At 45.1% G+C, this 18492-nt stretch carries 6 protein-coding genes; all 6 read left to right on the forward strand.

Going from position 1 to position 18492, the window contains the following annotated elements; genetic code table 11:
• The first annotated feature begins 10 nt into the window (after positions 1-10).
• The 6 genes from MusilaSJ_RS24465 (at position 11) to MusilaSJ_RS24490 (ending at position 18480) form a co-directional block, all read left to right on the forward strand.
• Positions 11-3469 carry a hypothetical protein gene (locus tag MusilaSJ_RS24465; RefSeq protein WP_274987382.1) on the forward strand — a complete coding sequence of 1153 codons (3459 nt, stop codon included), beginning with the start codon at positions 11-13 and terminating at the stop codon, positions 3467-3469.
• Between the two features lie 299 nt (positions 3470-3768).
• Complete coding sequence (locus tag MusilaSJ_RS24470) at positions 3769-7914, forward strand: hybrid sensor histidine kinase/response regulator transcription factor (protein WP_274987383.1); 4146 nt, start codon at positions 3769-3771, stop codon at positions 7912-7914.
• Positions 7915-8308: 394 nt separating this feature from the next.
• Positions 8309-12826, forward strand: coding sequence for a cellulose binding domain-containing protein (locus MusilaSJ_RS24475; RefSeq protein ID WP_274987384.1), 4518 nt, complete (start codon positions 8309-8311; stop codon positions 12824-12826).
• 17 nt (positions 12827-12843) lie between these two features.
• A complete protein-coding gene (locus MusilaSJ_RS24480; RefSeq protein ID WP_274987385.1) occupies positions 12844-13776 on the forward strand; it encodes a PorP/SprF family type IX secretion system membrane protein in 933 nt (310 codons plus the stop codon).
• Positions 13777-14149: 373 nt separating this feature from the next.
• Positions 14150-15142, forward strand: coding sequence for a substrate-binding domain-containing protein (locus MusilaSJ_RS24485; protein ID WP_274987386.1), 993 nt, complete (start codon positions 14150-14152; stop codon positions 15140-15142).
• Between the two features lie 203 nt (positions 15143-15345).
• Positions 15346-18480: a glycoside hydrolase family 2 TIM barrel-domain containing protein gene (locus tag MusilaSJ_RS24490; protein WP_274987387.1), complete on the forward strand. Its 3135-nt coding sequence runs from the start codon at positions 15346-15348 to the stop codon at positions 18478-18480.
• The last annotated feature ends 12 nt before the right edge of the window (positions 18481-18492 follow it).

Genomic DNA, 18492 nt, shown 5'->3' on the forward strand with positions numbered 1-18492 from the left:
AATTTGTGGGATGTCACAGGGCGTTTCTGCTCAAACCTGGCCTCCGGCGGATACCATTCCTGCCAGGGCGCTGGAACTTAGCAACTGGAAGGGCGCTGCTTTCAGTAACAAGGAGCTGCATTTACATTTACCGGGTCAGATAGTTTACACAGTCCCATCCGGCGGAAAGAAATGGTTCAACAGAGGCCTTACGCGTGAATACGATGGAACGATTGATGCTCGACAGTGGTTCGGAATCCGTTTGAAGATTTTTTTGGATCGCGATATCCCCTTATCATTTAAATCAGTGATCATGCTGCCCGAGCAACCGGACCGCCATGATCTTCCTGATTCGACGATTGCAGTTTGTACGATAGCGGGTAAGGGCTGGCATAGTCTTGTGGTGCCTTTCAGTTCTTTTGATTATCCCCGCGGGCAGCAGGCGTTACTCAAATATCTGCGGCAGATCCGTTTTCAGGCAAGTTTCTTAAACGCGCAAAACAATGCAATTATTCGTATATCGGACATAGAATTGATCAGAGGGAACCCGCTGGCTTTAACTGCCCCACTTTGTGGTAAAGCCGGTGCACCTGGTGAAACCATACATTATATCGCGCAAATTAGCAATAGTGCAGATCACCGGGTTTTCTGTAATCTTCGTTTCCTGCGAAGCGGATGGGAAGGTATGCAGGCATCTGTGGATAATCCGTATTTTTCAATGGCTGCCGGAGAAATAAAAAGACTGAATATTGGGGTACGGATCCCATTGAAAACAGTATCTGGTGCGCAGGAAAGCCAGGTGCTACAGGCCATGGTTAATGGAAGCGTATCAGCAGAACTGAAACTGACCACATCCACGAACTTAACTGGTCCCTTCCTGGTCCTAACCACTGAAGGATGGGCAAAGGTAGCTGAAAATATCAAAAAATATGATTGGGCGAAAGCTGCATTTGAAGATATCTGTAAAAAAGCTGACGATTTTAGTGTTCCCATGATACCGGCCGGTGGTTTTCCGGCAGAGAATTCAAATGCAGTACTCAGGTCAGCCAGCGAACGACAGCTACGTCCGTTGGGATATGCATGGCAATTGACCCATGAAAAAAAATATGCGGATAAGATCGTACTGCTTTTGAAACGCTTTTCCGCGCCGGATGCCTATCCGGCTACTTTACACGCGTCCAGTCAGGGTATTCCTCAGGAGGGTGGTATGATGGAAGGATTGGCAGTGTTGTATGATCTTATCAGGCAGGAGAATCTGCTTACTTCGGCAGAGAAGGCATCTATAGAGGAGGCATTTCGGATTTATATCCGCACCGTGGAGGATAGGATGGGGGACGGCGGCATCTCGAACTGGAGTGTTTTTAACCTGGTGCCTGCCGCTGAATGTGCGCTTGTATTACAGGATATGCAGCATTTTGATTACCTGATGAACGGTAGCTGCGGGATCAGGGATCAATTCAGGCTCGGGGTAATGAGTGATGGATGGTGGAATGAAGTCAGCCTCAGTTACAATATCGCTTGCGCGGAAGCTTTTACCAAACTTGGTCTGGCCACAGCACCCTTCGGGATAGATTTTCTGCATGAGCATTTTCCTGTATCCATAACAGGCAGGATCGGGCTGAAACCTTACGAATTTGAGAAATTCGAAGGTATGTCTTTTGAGAAATATGGCCCCATCCTGAAAAATGAGATATCTGTCAAAGATATGTGGGATGCGATAAAAATCTACCCCGATTACCGCGGTGTTATGTTCGGCATGGGAGATGGTCATGAAGAGAAAGTGGGCGGAAGCCCTTTTGAACTTGCTTATTACGCATTCAGGGACACCTCATATGCAGCCATTCTCAAACAGAGTTGCTCTGCAGGAAGGGACCTGATTTACGGCATCCCGGATTTATCTTCGGGTTCGCCCGGATTATTTACGGTATCAGGTCATTCAGACAATGCAGGTATTGCGGTGCTACGGTCCCGGACAGACGGTCGCCCGGCACGAGAGCAATTGCAGGCTGCCGTCAAATATGGAACCCACGGCGGATATCATGGGCACTTCGACCGGGCATCGCTTCTTTCACTGATGCGGTATGGCCGCAGTTTCTGGAACCCGGAAGCCAGCTGGTATGGTTATGCCAGTTACATGTATAAGTGGTGGGTGCAGACCTCCATGGCCAGTAACATGGTGGTTGTTGATGATAAAATGCAGGAACCCGTAGAAACTGTGCCATTGTTATTTTATAGTGGTAAAATGATGCAGGCTATGGCTGTAGAAACGTCTGCTCGTTGGAGTAACCCACCTTATTTCGGCGGTTATAAGCAATTGCAGGCGGTAAAAGCCGGTGATATACCCTTTGTCCCTTTGCCGGAAATACATCCTGTAGTGGGTGCTGTGACTGAGTTTACGGAGCCGGTCAAACAACGCCGGCTGCTGATTGTAACAGATGACTATGTGGTAATGGCCGATTCCCTGAGTGGCATTCAACCCCATATTTTTGACAACCTGCTGCATCTTAAAGGATTGAAGGTACCGCAGATGCCCTGGTTAGCCCATCTCGATCAGTTTGATCCGAAACCGGTAGGCAGCGGCCAGTTTATTACCAATGTTAACCGGTATCAACGGAAACCGGATGTGCGGATACAATCTGCATTGAAGGCTGATAATAAAGGCACCTGGCAAGGCGGCGGGTTCAATGGATTGCAGGAACCCGGGGCTTTGCACATTGATGTTTACCCCGTCTGGCCCGAAATTGCCGAAGTGTTTACCGGAACCTATCCTGAGGCCTTGCCGGTATCCAAAAAACTCAATTATGTAGTGCTCGGCGATAACAAAATTCTGGCTGATCATATGATCAATACCTGGGCACTTGGACGCGATTCCGGTAATATTAATATTGACGGTGTGCGGAAACTTACACTTAGGACCAAGACTGAACGCGGAAACAGCTTACCCACATTGTTTTGGGGCAATGCTGTGATTGTTGACGCAGGAGGCAAAACGATTCCACTGTCGCAGTTACCTGTTTTACGTAAAAACGTGATGTTGCCGGAGACAGCAGGCCACGATTACCAGGGAGGGGAAGTGGTTCTATCCGGACGGCAGTTTTCGGACGTACTAGCCGCCGAACCGGAAGATGATAAAAATGCAGCTGAACTGACATTTGATCTTTCAGGACTTGGGGCTGTACAATTGCGTTTTTTTATCGGAGGTGACTTTCCTGTTGGTCCGGATGATCAAGTCCGCAAAACACTTGCAGTTCGATCCCGGGGCCGTGCTGCTTCATTTCTAACTATTCTTGAACCTTATGAAGATACGGCACGCATCAAGAAAGTAAGTGCCATCGGTGACCATATGCTTTCAGTTGAACTGAAGGACGGCCGGGTGCAGGAAATTACATTGAGCGAGCCCACAAGGGATCACGGTAAAATCATGATAAAGATCACCGAAACACTGAACGGCAAAATTATCCGTCAGGAAGAAACGGGAACATCGCCGTAAACAAATATCAGCGTTATGACCGGCGCCGGCAATTACGACAGGAAAAGAACTCAATTAATATCCTGTTCCGCCAACGGAATTATATCTTGCGTTGTTATAAGTTAAATAACCATTGACGTACCATAGCACCAGCTGCATTTGAAAAATCACAGTCCTGGAATAACGCGGATCTTTTTTGGCCGGGGCAGAGTGAAAAAATAGTAATCAGCATTTAATTACGGAGATTCTTTTTCTTTAGTGCCGCCGTGGTATATTTATCGTTGTCAATTTATATTCCGCAATACAAACTAATTTGTTAAATGAATGCTGTTAAAATTACAGGTTTTGAGCGCTCTCGTAGAATTTCAGCTTTGAGTCTGTATCTTATTTGGGTGTTGACTATCAGCTCCGTTACGGGGGCTCGTAACGCGTCGGCCCAGTCTGCCATCAGCCTTGGTATTGAACAGGGACTGTCAAATAACAATATCAATGCGATTTTCAAAGATAAAACCGGATTTATATGGTTCGGCACCTATAATGGCCTTAACCGTTTTGACGGATACGTTTTTCGGAAATTCAGAAACCGTTTTGGAGACACAACCTCCCTGCCAGATAATGAGATTTCCGCAATTACTGAAGATCCGGCCGGTAAGCTTTGGGTGGCAACGGCGAAAGGCATCGCGGTGCTGGATTCAAGAACCCTTTTTTTTTCGGGTATTCGTTTTCAGGACAGTTCCGGGAAAAATCAACGCTTGACGTCTTACGTTTGTGAAGTTAAAGTCAGTAAAACCGGCATGGTACTGATTGGGACGGACGATGCGGGGCTCATGGTGTGCCACTATTCGGAAAAAGTTTGTCAGCAACTGCCCATCCTGTTTAAAGGGCGGAAGAATTATCATTACCGGATCAGGGGAATAATACCCGAGGAAAATGGCAACGCTCTATTGTTGATCGACAATATCGGCGTCTGGCGTTTTGTTGCCAACAAAAAAGCGATTCAGCCGGTATGCTTACTAGCGGAGCCGCTAAACTGTTTTGTGAAGGAGCAGAACGGAACCCTATGGGTTGGGACCAATAATGGCATGGCCGTATTAAAGGCAGGGAAAAAGGAGGTTGAACCTTATAAATTTAAAAATAACCGCTTATGCAATACCAGGATCTTTTACCTGGTTATTGACAGAACAAATAAGCTTTGGGTAGCCAGCGACGGGCAGGGGCTGGCAGAAATTGATCTTCATACACTGAAAGAGACCGGTTACTTTATGAACGGCCGGGTGGGGGGCTTGACCAGCAATGTAGTGAGAAGCATCTTCGTGGATGATCATTTGAGAAAATGGGTTGGAACGATTAAAGGGGGGATCGATGTGATCGATAAAGAGCGGAGTCAGTTCAGGACGGTACGTCATGATCCGGGGCTTAAGAATAGCCTTCCCGACAATGCAGTTTACTCCATTTGTGAAGACGGAGCGGATATATGGATAGGACTGGATGGTGGTGGCTTATGCCGCTGGAGCCCTAAGGATGATACATTTAACACGTATAAGCACGTGGAAGGAGATCCCGGCACTCTTTCAAACGATATTGTAACGGCAGTTCTGAAAGATAGGGAAGGTCATTTGTGGGCTGGTACTTACGGTGGCGGAGTAAACCGGCTTAATCGGGTCGACGGCAGGTTCGTTACGATACCTTTTCAGCAGCAGGACAAAGGGCTGAAATATGTAGTAAGCCTGTTTCAGGATCATAGCGGAGATCTCTTTGCGGGATGTATCATGGGGCGGTATCCAGGCCGCCTGGAAAGCGGTTTATATAAACTTGACCGGTCCGCTCAGATTTTCAGACCAGTATCCGGAATCAAACCTGATATCTTTGCGATTACTGAAGACGATAATCACCGGCTATGGTTAGGTAATTTAACCGGCTTGATTTGTTTCGATCCCGTCAGCGGAAAATCAAAATCCCTTAATCTCAAGGCATATGTACGGGCCCTGCATAGAGGAAGCAATGGGACGATATGGGTCGGGACTTACGGCAATGGATTGCTAGCTTTTGATCAGCAATTACAACTGAAAAAGTCTTTCACCGAGGAAAATGGCCTTTCTAATAACACAATTCTGAATATTGAGGAAGATGCCAAAGGGAATATATGGACCAGCACCTATGACGGTCTTTCGAAAATAGATCCGGTCAGCAATAAGATACAAATCTACGATTCCGCAGACGGGCTTCAGTCCAATCAATTTTACTACAATGCCTCCGCTACCCTGAAGTCAGGTGCAATGGCATTTGGCGGCATAAAGGGTTTCAGTATTTTTCAGCCGGACAGTATACGTACCGACAGTCCGTTTCCAAACCTCGCCATTACAGGGCTGCGGGTAGCAAACGGTCCGGTAGACGCTAACAGTGAATATGTCAGAGACGCGGACAATATCTACGACATCAGGAAAATTGTGCTCCCCTATGACAGGGCCATACTTTCATTAGATTACGTGGCTTTGGAATACTCAAAACCGGAAAAGATACAGTACGCGTACTTCCTTCAGGGATGGGATAAGACCTGGAACAAAGTTGGGAGCCAACGCAATATCAACTATTCAAGGATCAATGAAGGTGAATATATATTACGGATAAAGTGCACGAATTCAGCGGGGATCTGGAATGGGGCTGAAAAACTAATATACATTACGGTGTTACCCCCCTGGTACCGGACGTGGTGGGCGTATTTGCTATATGTCGCTGCTCTAAGCGGCGGTATTTATGCCTATCTGCACTTTCAAAAGCGATTGTTAAAGCTTAACTATGAAATGGAGATCACCAATATCAGGGCTGGGCAGGAAAAGGAGCTGAATGAACGGAAAATATCCTTTTTTACAAATATATCTCATGAGTTCCGTACGCCGCTGACGTTGATAGCCAACCCGGTGAAGGAACTCATGCAAAGCAATGGGAAAAATCTGGAGTTTATTGACTTGAGTTCGATCTACAGGAACACGCGGCGGCTGTTGAGTATGATCGACCAGTTGCTGCTATTCCGGACAGCTGAAAACGAGGTTTCTGAGATCAAAGCTGAATATTTTGATATTATTGAGGTGTGCCGGGAGGTTTTTTGCTGCTTTAATAATCAGGTTAAATTCAAATCGATAAGTTATAACTTTCAAAGTGATATGGAAACGCTGGAAATGCTGGCGGATCGGGAAAAAATAGAAATCGTGATTTTTAACCTGATTTCCAACGCCATTAAATTTACACCGGCCGGTGGTTTGGTTTCCTTGCTGTTGGTTAAAGAGAATGACCAGATCATGATTGAAGTGGCGGATACAGGTAAAGGTATACCTGAGAATACAGGAGATCGCTTGTTTGATAAGTTTTATAAAATTCAGCGGACAGAGGATAAGCAGGAGCAATCAGGATTTGGTATCGGGCTGTTTTTAGCGAAGCATTTTGTGGAGATCCATGGAGGAACTATCGGTTACGAAAGCGTTCCCGGTAAATCAACCGTATTCAGGGTCAGGTTATTACTAAAAAATGAACAGCTTTTGAACCACCTGGCCGGCGCGCCTGTATACCCTAAAAACTTCCGGAACCAGGATGAAGTAATACGTTACATAGAGGACGAGCCCGTAGCTGCGGCAAAGGTAAATTCCAATACATGTTTGGTTGACCAGTTACTGGACAGCAGCAGCAAACAGAAAGCCAGTATATTGCTGATTGATGATGACAAGGAAATGTCAGCTTATATCAGCCGGGTGCTAAGAGACCAGTATCATATTTTTGAAGTTCAGAACGCTGAAGATGGTTTAAGTTTTGTTACTGACCGGGAGCCGGACCTCGTTATTTCGGATGTGAACCTGAAAGGTATGAGCGGCGTAGAGCTTTGCACCAGAATAAAAGAGTCTGCCGCCTTGAGTCACCTTCCGGTTATTCTCATTACGGGTTCGTCATCGCCGGAAATCAAACTTCAGGGAATCAAATGCGGAGCTGATGACTATATCACGAAACCATTTGAGGTCGACATTCTGGTTGCACGGATCAGGAGTATCCTAAAAGGGAGAAATAATCTGAAAAAATACTTCTTTAACGAAATTACACTGAAAAATAATTCCCTGAAGATCCCTGAGGAATACAGCAGCTTCCTGACTAAATGTATCCGGGTAGTGGAAGAACATATTGATGATGAGGATTTCGATGCCAAACTTTTTGCTCGTGAAATGAGCATGAGTCAATCTAACCTGTTCAGGAAAGTGAAATCGATATCCGGTCTGTCAATCAGTGAATTCGTTCGTTATATCCGTTTAAGAAAGGCTGCTGAACTTATGATTACTTCCGATATTCAAATAAAAGAGGTTCCCTATCGTGTGGGATTCCAGCAGGTAAGGTATTTCAGGGAACAATTTCACAAAGTTTTCGGTATGAACCCGTCTGATTTTATCAGCAGGCACCGTACAACGTTTCAATCCATGGAAAAATAACAGCGGCCATATTGCTTAATGGCCAGCAAAGTTAAGCCATAACGACGGATCGTAATCTCATTGATCGAAAAAGCCATTTCCCTATATGTTTTAGGTGCCGGATTGGCTATTTGTATCCTCTTTTTGACCTGATTACAGCGCTTTTCTCTGTCTTGTTAGTCTGATATTTGGTGCATAAACCAATAAATCTGGCCTCATCGGCCGGGGGATTTAAACAGCTTTAATAAATTCCGTTTAAGTCGATATGATTAAGTGATTAACCAGCGATAGTGCCCGGTGACCTCCCCGGATCGTAATCCGGAGCGGTTCAACAACCGGTCAATCCACTAGACTTTGCAATCAAAAATCATAGAAAGACCCACCGTTGATGCCTGGAAACCTTAAGGCTATTTATATGAAGAAAAAAATTACTCCTTTTTGCTGGACAATTCTTTTAGTATTGTTTTCAACTTTCATTGTCACTTGCCGAGCACAAGCCCAAACGTTTGTTCACCCCGGCGGCGTGCACACGCGGGCCGATCTCGATCGTATGAAGAATAAGATCGCTGCGGGTGTTCACCCCTGGATAGACGGATGGAATTTAATGTGTGCGGATTACCGGGCAAAAAACACTTATACGGCCAGTCCTTCCAGCACGATCGGAGGTTCTGACGGAACCCGCCAGCGAGCGGCAAACGATGCTGTTGCTGCCTATTACAATACCCTGCGCTGGTATATGACAGGAGATACAACCTATGCTGTCTGTGCCGTTCGTATACTTAACGCGTGGTCAGGCTCGATTAATGCCGTTGTAACCGGCGAATTATTTCAACTGCCGATATATCCGATGGTGCAGGCCGGAGAACTACTGCGGATATATCCGGGCTGGTCGCCCTCTGATTTTACCAGATTTAAGAATATGAGTCTTAATTATTTCTATCCGGCCTGTCATAGTTTTATCGGTGCCTGCGGCAGTTGGCCTGGTTGGGACGGCCCTGCCAATGCGGATATAATGGCTATCAGTATCTTGTGTGATGATCAGGCAAAATTTAATGAGGCGGTAAATTATTATAAAACCGGCGCCGGAGGGGGGAACATTACCAATACTTTCTGCCAGCCTTCAGGGCAGATCTCAGAGATGGGAAGAGATCAGCCCCACGCAGAAATAGGTCCTGGTTTTGCCGCACAACTGTGTCAGAATGCCTGGAACCAGGGAGTTGATCTGTTTAGCTTAAATAATAATCTCTTGTTATCGGGGTTTGAATACTATGCCAAAAGTAACCTGAATCACCCGGTTGCCTGGGTACCTTTCAATGATTGCAGCAACCATAATTTCTATTATCCGGCTATAAACGGTAAAAATGTCATCTCGCATAGTCCTGATTGGGAGTTAGTTTATAATCATTACGTAGCACAACAAGGACTACCTGCGCCATATACGAGGGCATATATTAATTTAAGAGGATTAATAGCACCCACATCGGGCGATTCTTATGTGGGATTTTACGGGTTAACATATACGTTGTCGGACACGACAACACTCTTTCAGGCCAAGCCAATTCCTGCCGTTCCGACAAATCTGGTTGCAACACCTGGTTCATCCAGGGTGTTTTTGAAATGGACAGAACCGGGTTCAGATGCGGCTAACGGATATGATGTATCACGATCCACAGTTTCCGGGGGCAGCTATGCGACAATAGCTTCGTGGACCGGGAATGCTTCGACGGAGTATACAGACACTACAGTAACTAATGGCACGACCTATTATTACAAAGTATCGGCCAAAAATCAATCAGGATCAAGTAACTATTCAAGCGAAGCCACTGCCAAACCAGTTAGTTTGGGAACAACATTACCGGCAGGGTGGACTAGAAAAGACATCGGAAATGTTGCTACGACCGGCAGTGCGACGTATGCTAATATCAACAATAACAACACATTTTTTATACGCGGATCCGGTTCGGACGTGGGGGGAACAGCCGATTCGTATAGTTTCTTGTATTCGGCCGTTACAGGCGATTTTACGATTACAGGCCGGTTATATGCGGCATTGCAGTCACCGAGTTATGCCAGCATAAAGATTGGTTTAATGATGCGGGAGTCTTTGAATGCCAATGCAAAGAAAGTTACAATCAACCTGGGAGATGTCCAAAGCCGCTTCACCTGGTTTAGCGTCCGCTCCGCAACAGGCGGAGGGACGTCATGGTATCAGGGAGACAGCCATACCTGGGTCCCTGTTTGGTTCAGATTACAGCGCACAGGAAACACTTTCACCGGATTTCAGTCCTCAGATGGAGTAACATGGTTTGCGGTAAGCTCCAGCACAGTTCCTATGGCCTCAACTTATTACGCGGGTATGTATGCCTGCGCGGGATCCTCGACAGCGGGCGTGCTTGCTAATGTCTCCTTTGACCAGGTAACAACGGTGGGCGGCACTGGAAATACCCCATCGGCTCCTGCGAACTTAACCGCCACTCCTTTAAATAGTTCTAGAATTAAGTTAACATGGACGAGCTCGGCATCTACATCGGGTTATAATATAAAACGCTCGCTGTCTGCCAACGGACCATTTACAACAATTGTTACGGGAGTTGCCGATACTACTTACCAGGATGCCGGGTTAACCGAACAGACGAACTATTATTATGTTGTTAAATCCGTTAATTTCTCGGGCGAAAGTGCAGATTCTATAAAAACCAGCGCACAAACACTGGCATTGGCGTTGCCGGTAGCTCCGTCGGGGCTTGCGGCTATAGCAAGTAATTCTAAGGTCGTATTGTCCTGGAGCTCCACTCCTGAAGCTGCCAGCTATAACGTTAAGAGGTCTACTGTAAGCGGCGGACCCTATACGACCATTGCAGCGGCCGACACATTAACCAGCTATACAGATGCGGCCGTAAGTCCCGGCTCAACCTATTATTATGTGGTAACGGCAATAAACAGGGTAGGTGAAGGGCCGGCATCAGCGCCTGTAAGCGCGGCCCTGGGCCGGCTTTTAACAGGCACGCTTATCGGAACCACCGGTTCATGGAACAATAATCCGACTTCTACAAGGGCGGCAGCCATGGATGGCAATCTGGGGACATTTTTCGATGCTTTACAGGCAACAGGTGCCTGGGTTGGCCTTGATCTGGGTGCCGACAGCAGTGCTGTGATAACTCAACTGGGTTTTGCACCCCGCAGTAACTATGCCGGCCGCATGACCGGTGGTATGTTCCAGGGGGCCAATAAAGCCGATTTTAGTGACGCCGTAACGCTTTTTACAGTTCCCGCCTCTCCGGCTGTAGGGGTAATCACTTTACAGCCTGTTTCCAATCAGGGACTGTACCGTTATGTGCGCTATATTGGTCCATCGGGAGGGGGCTGTAACGTAGCAGAGATCCAGTTCTTTGGGTTAAAAAAAGGCAATCAAAGCATAAGCTTTAATGCAATTTCTTCAAAATTGGCGGGAAGTCCGGACTTTGATCCGGGGGCGACGGCAAGCTCCGGTTTGCCGGCAAATTTAACCAGTTCAGACTCTACCGTAGCAACTATAGTGAACGGGAAAATTCATATAACAGGAACTGGTACAAGTACAATTACTGCGTCGCAGGCAGGGAATAGTAATTATAACCCGGCCGCCGGGGTCAGTCAGATCCTTACTGTTATTCCGCTGCACCTGCAGGTCCAATATCAGGATGGAGACAACGGGCAATTAACCAACAATGTGATGCGTCCCTATTTAAAAATAGTAAATGCCGATTCTGTAAGTGTCTCTTACAGCGAATTGACCATGCGCTACTGGTTTACTGCAGAGAACTATGCAGGCATAAATACCTGGATCGATTATGCTCAACTGGGCAATAATAATGTTACGCTTAAATATGTTCCCCTGGCCCAGCCGCACAATGGTGCGTTAGGATATGCAGAGTACAATTTTACAGGGGGGGGGACTCTTCAGGCAGGTAGTAATTCCGGGCCGATTGAATCGAGATTGGCTAATCAGGACTGGGGAAACCTAAACGAGGCAGATGACTACTCTTATCAAAGCAGCCCGGCTAACTATGCACTCAATAACCATATTACACTTTACCGTAACGGTGTATTAGTATGGGGGACCGAACCGGCCGCTGCTGCTACACTTACCGGCCTTAATGTACTTTATCAGAACCAAAATATCGATACTGCCGGTAATACTATTAGTACCTATCTGACTATCAATAATACCGGTAACGTACCTGTTGATTTTGGCGATATCACCGCGCGTTACTGGTTTACCAAAGACGGATCCCCCAATTTAAATTATTGGATAGATTATGCAAAAAAAGGCAGTGCCAATATCAGCGGTAAGTTTGTGCCATTGAGTCCCGTCCTGAATGGTGCTGATACCTATCTGGAGCTTTCGGTGAATGCGGCTGTGGGCACACTTTATCCTTTAAGTTCGTCAGGTAATATTCAATATCGTATCAGTAAATCTGACTGGTCGAATTTTAATGAATTGAATGACTACTCGTATCTCGCGAGAGATGTTATGAAAGAGAATAACCATATCACAGTTTACTATAAGGGACAGCTAATCTATGGAGCTGAACCCCCGGTCTCAGGGCTAATGTCCTTAAAGAGTGCACTAGCAGCGGAAAGTAAGCCGCAGCGCAATATAAGTAATGAAGAGATTGTTGTGCATCAGGGGCTTTCACCGAACGGAGACGGTATCAACGATGTACTTATCATTGACGGGCTATCAGCCTATCCGGATAATAAATTGACGATAATAAATCGAAATGGTGTTAAAATATTCGAGGCGCGAGGCTATGATAATGGTTCGAAGGTATTTGACGGTCATTCCAGTATCACCGGAGTTATGCAACAGCCGGGTACATATTATTACTCACTGGATTATTTAGCCGGTAAAGAGACTATCCACAAAACAGGTTTCATTATTCTTAAATATTAACTACAGCAATTCCGTATATGAAGAAATCTGATCATAACAACAAAAAACGGTTTGCTGTGATTTACCTGTTGCTGCTCTTCGCAGTAACAGGTAATAAAGTCGCTGCGCAACAGAAAGCATTTAATTATACGCAGTATATGGATAATCTGACGCCGTTTAATCCTGCCTACTCACTTTTAGACAAGGCAGGCTCTATTAATGCCCTCGTGCGTAAACAATGGGTCGGAATAGATGGAGCGCCGGTAAGTTACCTGATCAATGGCAATTTACCGATAGAATCAATTAACGGCGCAGCAGGGCTGATTGTATTTGACGACCAGATCGCTATTGAGCGGCAAACAGAACTGAATGCGTATTTTGCCAAGGGAATCCAACTCGATCAGGAAAGCTATTTAGCAGTATCGATTAATGCCGGATTGCGAAATTATACTGCAAATTATTCTATATTGGATGCCACAGACCCTACTTTCAGGAATGATGTAAGGGAGACAAAACCTAACATTGGATTTGGTATAATGTACTATACCGACTGGTATTACCTTGGACTTTCAGTACCCGAGCTCTCTGTGACTAGTCTGGGGACGGCTTCTGTACAGAATGCCAGTAATTTCAGAAACCATTATTATTTCTCGGGCGCATTGCTTACCGATATCAATGAGGATATAAAATTTAAACCGGCAACGCTGATCTCCTATGCAAAAGGCGTACCCATGACTGCTGACATATCCGGTACTTTTTATATGAAAGGAGCAATAGGCCTTGGCATAAATTACCGCACTGATAAGGAGATGTCGGGAATCATGAGCATAAATATAAGGGGATTCCATGTCGGATATGGTTATCAGTTTGGAACGTCGTCAACTAACCTTGGCGGATTTAATAACGCAACTCATGAAGTATCTCTGAGTTATCGTTTTGGCAAAGGTGCAATGGATTCAAAGCTCCTGTGATTTATGGTTCAGATATCCGGCCGATTGAAACCAGTTCCCGGGAATGTTATTCCGGGAACCGGCAGTCGTAACCTTTCTGAAATCAATAAGGCGATGATTTTATAAAATAAGATCTGTTATGCGGTTATTGATCTTCAATCCCCAAAACAACTGATGAGCCTCGAATAAGCTCTATCCCCATATTTGAGGGTCAATTAGCTATTTGTATCCCTCTTTTGACCTGATTATAGCCCTTTACTATCTTTTGTTGACCGGATATTTGAAATATAAACCAATTAATTGTTTTGCCTTTGCGGCTCTTTAAACCTTCTGTTCAGGTCTGTAAGGAAGAGTTTAGAAATCATATGTTGTAATGCCCTAATATTAAAGTAAGATGAAAGAAAAAACAGGAGCGGAAAGTGATACCAGGGGATCCGGTAAAACTAAAATTGACTTAAGGAATCCGTTAACAGATGGTTTGGGAAAAAACAGTACCAGAATGCTGGCAGTATTGGTGGAGGATATTTCTGACCCTTATTTTTCCGCTGTCGCCAGAGTAATGGAAGAAAAGGCTTACGAATATGACTGTAAAATATTATTTGGAAGTACAGAAAATAACCTGGAACGTACCGATCAGCTGATCCGATTATACAAGTCTCGTGGTGTGGATGGATACGTTATTGCCCCGCCCCCGGGAGCCGATGCTATTATAGGCAAGATAATGTCTGAAGGATATCCGGTTGTATTATTTGACCGGGTCCTTCCCATCAGCAATGTGAATGCGGTTATCACTGATAATTTATCAATATGTTATAAAGCAGTTAAGCACCTCATTGACAACGGCTACCGGAACATTGCTTTTTTTACATTAGAATCTGGTCAGAGCCAAATGCTTGAACGTCTGAGAGGGTATTGCCAGGCTGTAAATGAAAACGAATTGCCGCAAATAGTCAAAAAGGTAATGTATCATGATATAAAGGAGAATGTCATTACAGAAATGGAAGGCTTTCTAAAGAATAATCCCGCTATTGACGCTTTGTTTTTTGCGACGAATCATATTGCTTATAATGGATTGGCTGCTATCAGGAATTTAAATTTAAAAGTAAACGAAGATGTAGCCTTGCTCGCATTTGATGACGTTCAGCTGTTTAATCTGTTTTCGCCGCCGATCAGCGCTATAGCACAGCCTGTGAAACAGATCGGACTGCAGAGCATGGAATTGATCACCCAACTGTTTTCCCAAAAAGACCAAGGCATCAAAACAACGGGGAAAGTTATCGTTATTCCCGCCAAGCTGATTATCAGGACTTCTACAAAGTCCAAGGGAGCAATTGAAACAGCACATTTATCCATCATCAATCAAATGACATCCTTCCCAGTGAATTAACTTCTTATAAACAATGCCGAGCCGGGTAATGGAAGTCCCATCGGCAAAAAAATATTGGTTAGCGTACTTACTGCGATTTGAATAAAGCGTCAATCGTTAATAAGGATGTCTCTCACAGCTGATTCATACATATACCAACATATATACACCATATCAATCGAAAGGAGATGCGTTCAATGCGCATTATCACTATTAATAAATCAATGAGTTATAAATTAATCAGGCGGGTTTTGCTTTTTTTGTTTTTGCCGTGCACCGTTTCGGCGCAGTTAAATGAATGGGAAAACCCGGAAAAATATGAATGGAATAAAGAAAAACCACATACCGATTTTATGCTTTATGAACATCAGGCAGACATTCAATCCGATGATTTTTCCAGGTCACCGTGGTATCAGTCTCTCAACGGGACCTGGAAGTTTAAATATGCCGGGAAAGTGGCTGATCGTCCTTTGAATTTCTATCGCTCAGATTATCCGGATTCTGATTGGGCTAATATACCGGTGCCCTCCAATTGGGAAATGAAGGGGTTTGGAACGCCGGTTTACTCAAATATCGTTTATCCGTTTACGGATGGCCCGCCCAATCCGCCTTTTGTAGATAATAAAAATAACCCCGTTGGTACCTACCGGCGAAGTTTTACCATTCCGTCATCCTGGAAGAATATGGAAATATTGCTGCATTTCGGGTCAATAACAGGTTACGCGCAGGTTTATCTTAACGGGAAAAAAGTGGGGATGACCAAGGCTTCGAAATCCCCAGCTGAATTTGACATTACCGGAGCCCTGAAAGAGGGTGAAAATAACCTTGCAGTGCAGGTTGTCAGATGGCATGACGGAAGTTTCATGGAAGACCAAGACTTCTGGCGGTTGACCGGAATTGAACGCGATGTGTTTCTTCAGGCCTATCCCAGGACATCTGTTTGGGATTTTTGGTTAAAGTCTGACCTCGACGATAAATACCAGAACGGAAAGTTTAGCGCGACAGTAGATATCCGAAGATTCCAAAAGAGTGATTTGGCGAGCGTAAAGCTCAATCTTTCCCTGACTGATCCGAACGGGCGGTTGTGCTTCAGTCAGGATAGGAGTATCCGTATTGAAAACGATACACTTTCAGCAGTTAGCTTTTCCAGAACGGTCAAGAACGTCATTAAATGGAACAGTGAACAACCGAATCTTTATAATTGCATACTTACACTGACGGGGCCGGCAGGGGAGAACCTGGGAGTTTGTTCATATCCTGTCGGCTTCCGAAAGGTAGAGATCAAAAACTCCCGGTTGCTTGTTAACGGCCAGGTCATTTACATCAAAGGCGTAAACCGCCATGAGCATAACGATACGGTGGGCCATGTGCCGGTAAAAGATGTTATGCTCAGAGATATCCGCATGATGAAAGAGCTTAACATCAATGCCGTCAGGACATCTCACTATCCTAATGATCCTTTATGGTATAAATTATGTGACAAATTTGGTATTTACCTGGTAGATGAGGCCAATATTGAAACCCATGGAATGGGGTCTGTTCCTTATTTTAAGGATACGACCAATCACCCCGCTTATTTGCCAAAATGGTACGCTGCGCATACAGATCGTATCAACCGCCTGGTTCAACGAGATAAAAACCATCCTTCCGTGATCATCTGGAGCCTTGGAAATGAGTGCGGCAACGGCAAAGTGTTTCATGATGAGTACCGGAGGCTCAAAACATGGGATCCGTCGAGGCCGGTTCAGTTCGAACAGGCTTGGGAAGACTGGAATACTGATATAGTTTGCCATATGTACCCGAACATGGCCAATATGAAAAGTTATGCGGCTTCCGGGAAGAAAAGGCCTTATATCATGTGTGAATATTCGCATGGACAAGGCAACAGCAATGGTAATTTTAAAGAGTACTGGGATTTGATCTATAACAGTCCGAACCTACAGGGCGGATTTATATGGGATTGGATAGACCAGGGTTTCAAAATCAAAGACCCGGACGGACGGGTCTATTGGACCTATAACGGCAAGATGGGCAGTTATGTCTGGCCATACGATGAGAATGGAACGAGTGATGGTATCATTTCCGCAAACGGAGAGCCCGATCCGGCAGCGATTGAAATCAAAAAGATTTATCAGTACATTGAATTTAGCGATGTTGATATAAGGCATGGCCATATTACAGTTAAGAATATGTATGATTTTACGGATTTGAAAGATTTTGATTTTAAGTGGGAACTAACCAGGAACGGGGATAAGGTGCGGGAAGGTTATTTTACGGTTAACCTGATGCCCCGTAATATAAAGGAGATCAGACTCGATCTTCCTTCGATTACCGGTGAAGTGGCTTCTGATGAATATTATGTAAATGTATATGCGTATTCAAAAAAGGAGAAGAACCTCCTTCCTGCACATTCAGAAGTTGCAAAGGAACAATTTGCTGTTAACCCTGATGCCTACTTTATTAAAAAATCTGAAAAACAAGGGAAGTTACAGGTAAGTCAAAACGCTCACCTGGTATCTTTTAGCTCGGGAGCGGTCAGCGGAGAATTCGATCTCCTTAAAGGCGAGTTTTTAAGCTATCGGCTGGGTGATGAACGGATTTTTAAAAAATTCCCGGAACCTTTTTTTTGGCGCGCCCCGGTTGACAATGATTTTGGCAATGAAATGCAAACGAAAATGAGTGTTTGGCGAACGGCAAACATCAACCGGAAAGTAATAAAAACAGCAATTGGTAAGCAGGACTCATCAGGATTATCAATACATGTTGAAATGGAGCTGACCGACATACACGTACCTTATACCCTGGATTATCTGATCCGTAATGATGGAGCGATCGTGGTTAATGCGGCTATGGATATGAGATCAGAACAGTTACCGGAATTGCCGAGGTTCGGGATGCGGATGGTTCTCCCCGAGGGAGTGGACAGCCTCCGGTATTATGGCAGGGGCCCGACAGAGAATTATATTGACCGGAATACGGCTTCGTTCGTGGGCAATTACTCGGACAATGTCACCAATCAATATTACTGGGGATATCTCCGCCCTCAGGAAAGTGGTAACAAAACCGATGTCCGTTGGCTTGAATTGACAGACCACCATGGTAAAGGATTGAAAATAGAAGGCTTGCAGCCATTGGGTTTCAGTGCATTGCATATTATGGCTGAAGACCTCGATCCCGGTTTAACAAAAAAAATGCAGCATACTATTGATGTTCTTCCCCGAAAAGATGTTTATTTAACTGTTGATCTCAAACAGCGCGGCGTTGGCGGCGATAACAGCTGGGGCATGCTGCCGCATAACCAATATCGGCTTCTTGATCACCAGTATCATTACGGTTACGTAATCAGTCCTGTTCGGTAAATTGCTTTTGTA

The sequence above is a fragment of the Mucilaginibacter sp. SJ genome, assembly GCF_028993635.1.
Classification (GTDB): domain Bacteria; phylum Bacteroidota; class Bacteroidia; order Sphingobacteriales; family Sphingobacteriaceae; genus Mucilaginibacter.